Source organism: Microcystis sp. M_QC_C_20170808_M3Col (assembly GCF_007095505.1).
Lineage (GTDB): Bacteria > Cyanobacteriota > Cyanobacteriia > Cyanobacteriales > Microcystaceae > Microcystis.
The window spans coordinates 1-7693 of the sequence record NZ_SFBY01000302.1 but is presented as its reverse complement, the minus strand read 5'-3'; the positions used below and the strand labels follow the sequence as shown (position 1 = coordinate 7693).

7 protein-coding genes are annotated in these 7693 nt (G+C 43.9%); all 7 read right to left on the bottom strand.

The features are described from left to right. Window positions 1-128: 128 nt before the first annotated feature. Window positions 129-1340: a hormogonium polysaccharide biosynthesis glycosyltransferase HpsP gene (hpsP, locus tag EWV84_RS13575; protein WP_287078406.1), complete on the bottom strand. Its 1212-nt coding sequence runs from the start codon at window positions 1338-1340 to the stop codon at window positions 129-131. A gap of 491 nt (window positions 1341-1831) precedes the next feature. Continuing rightward, complete coding sequence (gene trpB / locus EWV84_RS13570) at window positions 1832-3079, bottom strand: tryptophan synthase subunit beta (protein WP_012265094.1); 1248 nt, start codon at window positions 3077-3079, stop codon at window positions 1832-1834. 113 nt (window positions 3080-3192) lie between these two features. Next, window positions 3193-5763 carry a DUF3536 domain-containing protein gene (locus EWV84_RS13565; protein WP_287078405.1) on the bottom strand — a complete coding sequence of 857 codons (2571 nt, stop codon included), beginning with the start codon at window positions 5761-5763 and terminating at the stop codon, window positions 3193-3195. Window positions 5764-6267: 504 nt separating this feature from the next. Beyond that, window positions 6268-6489, bottom strand: coding sequence for a type II toxin-antitoxin system HicB family antitoxin (locus EWV84_RS13560; protein ID WP_287078404.1), 222 nt, complete (start codon window positions 6487-6489; stop codon window positions 6268-6270). Between the two features lie 2 nt (window positions 6490-6491). Then, window positions 6492-6719 (bottom strand): type II toxin-antitoxin system HicA family toxin, encoded by a 228-nt coding sequence (locus EWV84_RS13555; protein WP_287078403.1) that lies wholly within the window; start codon window positions 6717-6719, stop codon window positions 6492-6494. Window positions 6720-6894: 175 nt separating this feature from the next. Continuing rightward, complete coding sequence (locus EWV84_RS13550; protein WP_287078402.1) at window positions 6895-7140, bottom strand: DUF2442 domain-containing protein; 246 nt, start codon at window positions 7138-7140, stop codon at window positions 6895-6897. Window positions 7141-7144: 4 nt separating this feature from the next. Next, the gene (locus tag EWV84_RS13545; RefSeq protein WP_287078401.1) at window positions 7145-7393 is read right to left on the bottom strand and encodes a DUF4160 domain-containing protein; all 249 of its coding nucleotides are present in this window, start codon (window positions 7391-7393) and stop codon (window positions 7145-7147) included. Between the last annotated feature and the right edge of the window lie 300 nt (window positions 7394-7693).

Here is a 7693-nt window from a genome sequence, read left to right as displayed (position 1 = left end):
GCGTAAGACTTCTGTTAAAGAAGCAGCATCCCGGGTCGCGTCAACCCCATTCAGCGACCACCCTAAAAAAGTGGCGTGGTGAGGAATCGCCGTCCGTTTTACGGCGGCGAGGATGTCAACCTGATGGCCTAAATCTTAATCCGTCTGTGACTTCGATCGAGCAGGGGACGATCGATAGCGCAGACTAGATCTTGATAGACAGTTAGCATCTGTTCAGCGATCGCCGACCAACTATATTGATTTAAGACTAAATCCCTGGCATTTTTCCCTCGTTGTTGGCGAATTTCAGGATTAGTGATAGCCGTTGCCAAAGTATTAGTTAAATCCTCAAGCTGACAAGCTGTCACCCATCCCGCAGCCGCTGCTGCTACCGCAGGATGCAGATCCACCCGGTCGGAGATAACCACGGGAATTCCGGCAGCCATAGCTTCTGCCACTGCGATGCCAAAATTTTCATAGTAGGAAGGTAAAACAAATAAATCGGCCCTAGCGAGGAGGTTATTTTTTATTTCTCCGGTCACAAATCCGGTAATTGTTGTATTTTTGCCCAAGATTGACCGCTCGATCTGATTTTTAATCCGATTTTCGTACTCCCGATCCTGGGGATTGCCTCCTGCTAAGACAAAATGAAAATCTAGGCCCTTTGCTAACAACCTTTCTAAACTGGGCAGCAATAAATCTAGACCTTTTTTCCGGTCAAGACGGGACATATAGAGGATGATCGGTTTATTTTGGGGAAGATCAAAACCGTTTACCGGTAGAGCTTGTGGGTCAAAAAAATCTACCCCTAGGGGGATGACAATATCCTTAGTTTTTATCTTAAATCTTTCGGCGATTTGACACTCCTGCTGACTGGTAAAATGAACGGCCGCCGCCGCCGCTAAATTGGGTTTTTCCAGAAAATTGGCATATATTTGTTTAAGTTGCCGTTTTTTTTGCAAATCTGCCGGATCGAGGGTGCCTAGGGGACGGAGAATATAGGGCAGTTGACGGTAACGAGCGATCGAAGCTGATATACTGCTCACTGGCGAGAATAAGGCATGAATATGGGCGATATCGTAATCTTTTGCCCTATTAGCCAACCAAGTAAACAGATCAAGGGAAAATTTATAGCGGCGAAAGGGAGAACAGCGAAAATAATAGATTTGATAGCCATTTTGACTAACAGGGACCCCTAAAGGCACATCTAGGGGTGCTTGTCCCGTGTCACCATTGGAATCGGTGGTAATAATAGTCACCTCTTGGCCTAGTTGGGCCAAGGCCGCTGACAAACCGAGTACCATTTGACTAGGGCCACCATAAACAAGGGAAATCGAAGGAACAATCTGAAGAATTTTCATCGAAAAATTGGGTCAGAAACCCCGTCCTTCTAGGTTGGCTTTACTGTTAAATACTAGCGCATTTGCACGATATATGCTAGAAAGTGCCACTTAGAGCGACTCTAAGACCAGAACAGAGTAAATCTGTTAAGGCAGCTGGGAAACCGCTCAAGAAACCCCAAGAGGATATCAAATTCAAAACGAATATCAAATTTAGATGCACAATAGCTTATCCCTCTGATTTACCAGTTATACTAAATCCGGTTATTAAAAACTGATTATTTATTACCCCTTTTGCATGAGTGCCTTTTGCCTGTCCTTATAAGTAGCCTATGCTCAACGGATTTAGTATAAGCAGTTATCAGTGGTAATCGGTCAAAAGTGAAAAAACAGCAAGAAACCGCCATTTAATAAGTAGGTGGGTGTTAAAAATTGTCAGCACCCCCCTTCTAGGGGCAGGGGGGATCACTTAATACTCAAATCTGATAACTGCTCACTGAAAAGGCTAAAGGTTAACCATTCATCGATAAATATTTAGCCACCGATTGCACATCTTTATCACCCCGTCCAGAGAAATTAATAACAATGCGAGGACTACCAGTTACTTGCGGGCAAAGAGTTTCTAAATAGGCTAAAGCGTGGGCAGTTTCTAGGGCCGGAATAATCCCTTCTAAACGGGAAACTCTTTGAAAAGCTTCTAATGCTTCCCGGTCAGTGACACTGTAATATTCGGCGCGACCACTATCTTTTAAAAAGCTATGTTCTGGCCCGACTCCGGGATAATCTAAACCGGCACTAATTGAGTGGGCCTCGATAACTTGACCTTCGCTATCTTGTAATAAATAACTCATTGCTCCATGTAGAACCCCCGGTTGACCTTGGGTAAGGGTGGCGGCGTGTTTTCCGGAAGCGATACTTTCCCCGGCAGCCTCAACACCAATTAAACGCACGGAAGCTTCTTTAACAAACTCATGAAATAAACCCATAGCATTAGAACCACCCCCCACACAAGCGAGGAGAATATCTGGTAAACCGCCCCATTTTTCCAGACTTTGCTGACGAGTTTCTTGACCGATAACCGCGTGAAAATCGCGCACCATCATCGGATAGGGATGGGGACCTGCCACAGAACCAAGGATGTAGTGAGTGGTTTCGACATTAGTTACCCAGTCGCGAATCGCTTCCGAGGTGGCATCTTTCAGGGTTCCTGTCCCGGCGGCCACGGGTTGCACCGTCGCCCCAAGCAGTCTCATGCGGAAAACATTGAGTTCCTGGCGTTCCATGTCGTGAATTCCCATATAAATCACGCATTCTAGACCAAAACGAGCGCAAACCGTAGCGGTGGCCACGCCGTGCTGTCCTGCCCCGGTTTCGGCGATAATTCGCTTTTTACCCATGCGTTTGGCTAATAAAACCTGACCGAGGGCGTTATTAATCTTGTGGGCCCCAGTATGGTTTAAATCTTCCCGTTTCAGGTAAATTTGCGCCCCAGTACCGTCAGCTTTGGCATAATGGGCGGTGAGACGTTCGGCAAAATATAAGGGACTAGGTCTACCGACGTAATCCTTGAGCAGTTGATTTAATTCTTCTTGAAAATCGGGGTCGTCTTGATACTGATTATAGGCCGTTTCTAGTTCACTTAAGGCTGGCATCAGGGTTTCCGGGACGTATTTGCCCCCGTAGCGTCCAAAACGCCCAAAAGCATCGGGATACTGGGTTGCTGTGCCGGCTGAGGCGGCATAAATCGGCGTGATAGTCATGTAAATCTTCGATGAGAGACTATGTCCATTATAAATCTAAGGGTTTAGTCTCTGGGTTAACCTGAGTTCGAGGGCAAATCAAAGGGTGAGCATTGCCCACCCTTTGACTGATTTTACAGCCAAATACTCACATCAACTTTTAACACCTGTCCTAATAGTAATAACCATTTTAATTGAGTCATCGGCCAGGGACAGGCAGCATCTATTGAATTGGACCGCAAAGAATTAGGAACTAGACGATCATGGAAGTAATAATAGTATAATTCCTGAGAGCGATCGAGGGATAATCCTAGCTTTAATTGTTGGCTAACTTCAATTAAACGGGTGATTAGGCGGGCATCCTCCTCCGCCGTTAAAGGATCACCATCGTGTAATAATTTCCCAAGAGATTGCCAGAGCAGACTTTCTAAGGTTTGACGCGCTTCGGGAATGTTTAATTGACAGTGTAAATGATTGGCTTCCTTAGCAATAGCCAATAATTGATCGAGATTATTCTCCGTTGCTTGCCGCTGCTCAAAATCTTTTTCTAGGGCATTAATCACCTGTAAACAACGGTGAGAAATGGCAATATCGGCCGCTACCTGTAACTCTTGAGGTACGGGCAGCTCATCCCGTTGGAAAGCCGCTAAAATGCCGTAATTATCCCGATAAACTTGGGTGTATAATTGATCGAGGCGTTTTTTAGTTTCGGCTGTCACCTTCTGCATAATCCGGTGTCTTTCATCGGCAAAAAGATGGGGTAAAGCAAAAAAGTTTTCTCCCAATCCACGCCCCATTTCTACGATCATGGTCGAGACACTGGCCTGTTGTAAAGATTCAAAGAGATGCTCCTTAAGATGGGTATAGATTAAGCGACCGTTAAAAGGTTGAATGCAGCAGTAAAAATCCCAACCTCCTAAATGTAGAACAGCAAAAACAAAATGTTCACTTTCTTGGGTAATTTCCGAGGTTAATTCCACCTGTCCCACTGCTAAAGTTAAAGACCCGATCGCTTGTTTTTGATAATCTAGTTGACGGGTATTGTAACAATAAATCCGATGATGACTGGGATAATTGGTAAATAGGGAACTAATAGCGTAATGGGCTGCCACCCGTTCCAAATCGACCCGCGCAGAAGTGACCAATTGTCGATAGACATCAGCCCCATCTTGATATAACTTAACGTTACTGGGGGCGAAAGCTAGACGACTGAGGAAATTCATTTCTAATTGAATTCCTGCCACTTCTCCAGCTAATTCCAGGGCCCGGCCAGCATATCTCAAAATTTGCGTACCTTCAGGTCGAGAAATTTCCTCAAAAAACCAGCCACAACTGGTAAACATCAATAAAGCCTGTCTTTGCATTTCTAACAAACGCAAAGCATCGATTTTCTCGCTTTTACTCAGGTTGCGACTTTGATGCAGGGCGAGGAAATGTTCGATCGCGTCTGGGGATCGATCTAAAATAACTGCAATGTAGTCATCCCTTGTCTGCCAAGGATCGCGGAAAAATTCCTGTCCCTGAATCTCATATACCTTAATTAACTCATCTCTGAGCCAATTTAGGGACTCCCGCAGGGGTTTTCGCCATTTTTGCTGGTAATTTCCCCCTCCCCCGCAACCACAGTCATCCTGCCAACGATTTACGCCATGGACACAACTCCACGCGGTCACGGGTTTTAATTCCACTTCCCAAGTCGGGGGGCAAATACTGAGATAATGGGCGAAATTAGTGACTGTCCAGCCGTTTTTAGGGAAAGATTCCGTAAAAGCATAGCTAAGACATTTCTCTGTCCCCTGTTTGTGGTGGCCGAAGGTTTCCCCATCGGTAGCGACGCTGATTAACTGGGAAGGACGATGATCCCCTTTAATTGCCTGTCCCAGACGACCGACGAGAAAATCACTGCTGGCTAGGACATCATTAAAGCCCATATCGCGAGAAATTGGACCATCGTAGAAGAAAATATCCAGATAACGACCATCGGGGATGTAACAGCGATAGGGACGGGTGGGATCGATTTGACCTCCGGCCACCGCGTGCCATTGGGGATGGGGATCTTGGTCGCTAGGGAAAGGACGACAGCGCAAGGCCTGGGAAGGGGCTAAAATGGTGAATTTAATCCCTTCATCGATTAAAGCTGTCACTGTGGCTAAATCAATGGCTGTTTCCGCTAACCACATTCCTTCGGGATCGCGACCGAAACGGTGCTGAAAATCGGCTTTTCCCCAGCGAATTTGGGTGTATTTGTCCTGTTTGTTAGCTAGAGGCAGAATGATATGATTATAGACCTGGGCGATGGCGTTACCATGACCGTTTAAGCGTTGACAACTTTTTTGATCCGCTGTCAGGATGCGTTGGTAAACTTCGGGATCATGGGATTGCATCCATGACATGAGGGTGGCCCCAATGTTAAAGCTGAGATATTCGTAGTTATTAACTATTTTGATCACTTCCCCCCGGTCATTGTAAATGCGCGCAAAAGCATTGGCACGATAACACTCGTGATGGATGCGTTCATTCCAATTATGGAAGGGATGGGCGCTCGGTTGCCGTTCAATTCTGTCTAGATAGGGATTTTCTCGCGGTGGTTGGTAAAAATGTCCGTGAACCGTGATATAAACTCCGTGAGCGGTTTTCAGGGGATCGACCCCCGTATCGGTATAGGAATAAAAGGTTGTAGAAGGATGTTCAACAAGATAAGTCATAGAAATGCCTAGTTTAAAAAAACTGAAAACCTTGCCGTTTTTCACGGACTCAGGCTCACAATACCATGTTTTGTGTTCCTAGCAAAGCTAGGGTTAACAATTCGCAACTTCTCTATACACGGCACTAAGTAATACTAAATCTTGTTACAAAATCTAGCTTTTCCCGGTAGGCTGTTGACTATCTAGGGTCTGCTGAAAAAGTTTTTCGTGGGGGCAGGGTGTGGGGTGTGGGGTGTAGGGTGTAGGGTTTTACCGATTTTGAGGTAGTCAGTTACCCAATTTTCAGGGAAAAAGTCCCGGAATTTTACCCCCGATCACCCCAAGTCCGGCACTTTTTGAGGGAAAAAAAGTCTAAAAGCCTTATCCAACAAAGTTTTTAGATTTATTCAGCAAACCCTATCTAGGGCTGACTGACCATCCTTTGCCATCAGCGTTCTACCCTAAGAGAGATGCGATCGCTCTTACCCCTGCCCCAAAAGCGATCGCCATGCCCAAAAAATTGCTCTATACAGCACTTAATGCTTTTATTTTCGCTATCTCTGTTTCTAAGTTGGGAAGTTTTTGATTATATTTTTGGGCTGTTTCTAACCACAAATCTTTTACCATCACTAATTCTTGTAGCGTTTCCTCTAAGGTTTCACCCTGAGCCAAACAGCCAGACAGTGCTGGAATTTCAGCGACAAAACCGCCTTCTTCACAGGGATAAATAATAATTGGATAATTCATCTTTAGTTATCTCCGATGATTTCAAGGACTCGACGAATATAAACAGATTTTACTTTTTTATTATGAACAGGTATGACCAAAATAATATCATTTCTTTTAAAAATGTCATGGCTACCTGTAATTCTATCAAGGGAAAACCCTTCTAATTCTAGCAGTTTACAAATATCGTTGAATCTTGCGTTATTAGTACTATTCTTTAATACTTCTAGTAGTTTATCCCTTTTAGACACGAGTGAATGCCATTCAACAATTAGCTTGAGCAGAAATCCATTTTAACCCAAGATGATCGTCATTTTCCCCTCCTCATCCCCAAAAAGCGATCGCCATTTGCGTTCCTACCCCAAGCAATGGCAATTTTAAAGTTTAATCAACAAGATGACGGTGATCGCACTAAAAGATCGGCAATCATAGTTCAATTCCATTGATCCAAATTTCATACTCGCTTATATCAACTTCATCATTCCAAATGATTCCGCTACCTGATGGATCAAGTTGAAAGTTTTTAAAGAAAGCATAGTTTTTAAGGGAAGAAAACATCGTTTTTTCTAGTAGATTTTCACAGTTATATTTTCTAGCTTGATGATTAGAAAAATGCACCAATAGAGTATAATTTTCCATGATTTCGGCTGATGTTATTTTGGGGTAAAGCATTGTTTTATTTCAAAGGTGGTAATTTATTAAATTCTTGAGTGTTCCACATTTTCAATAATTCTGGTTGATAGATTGTTGCCCATTCTACAACCATTTTTGTGGCTCTATCAGGTAAGTCTCCTTCAATGATTTCTAAGGTTTCCAGATTAAATAGGGCGTTATATTCTCCATAAATCGCATGAAAATGGGGAGGTGGATGATCGGCAAAAAAGAGTTTAATGATAATTCCATAAAATCGAGTAATTTCTGGCATAAATCTATTTTTAGAAGTCTTTCTTTATGACAAAAATATTATAACAAAGCTTGTTGGGTTTTGTTACCTCGACCTAAACGACAAGATCAGCGATCTGCTACGCAGTGCCTTCGGCATCGCCCCTCCTCATCCCCAAAAAGCGATCGCCCTTGGCGTTCCTATCCCAAGCAATGGCAATTTTAAACTCACCGTTCGCTTATTTTTTGAGGTCAGGTAACGAAAATATGGCTGAAAAGCTGACCCCGTAAAGGATTGAGCGAACGTTACTGACCCATTTTTATCCATCAGCAAAGAAGTCAG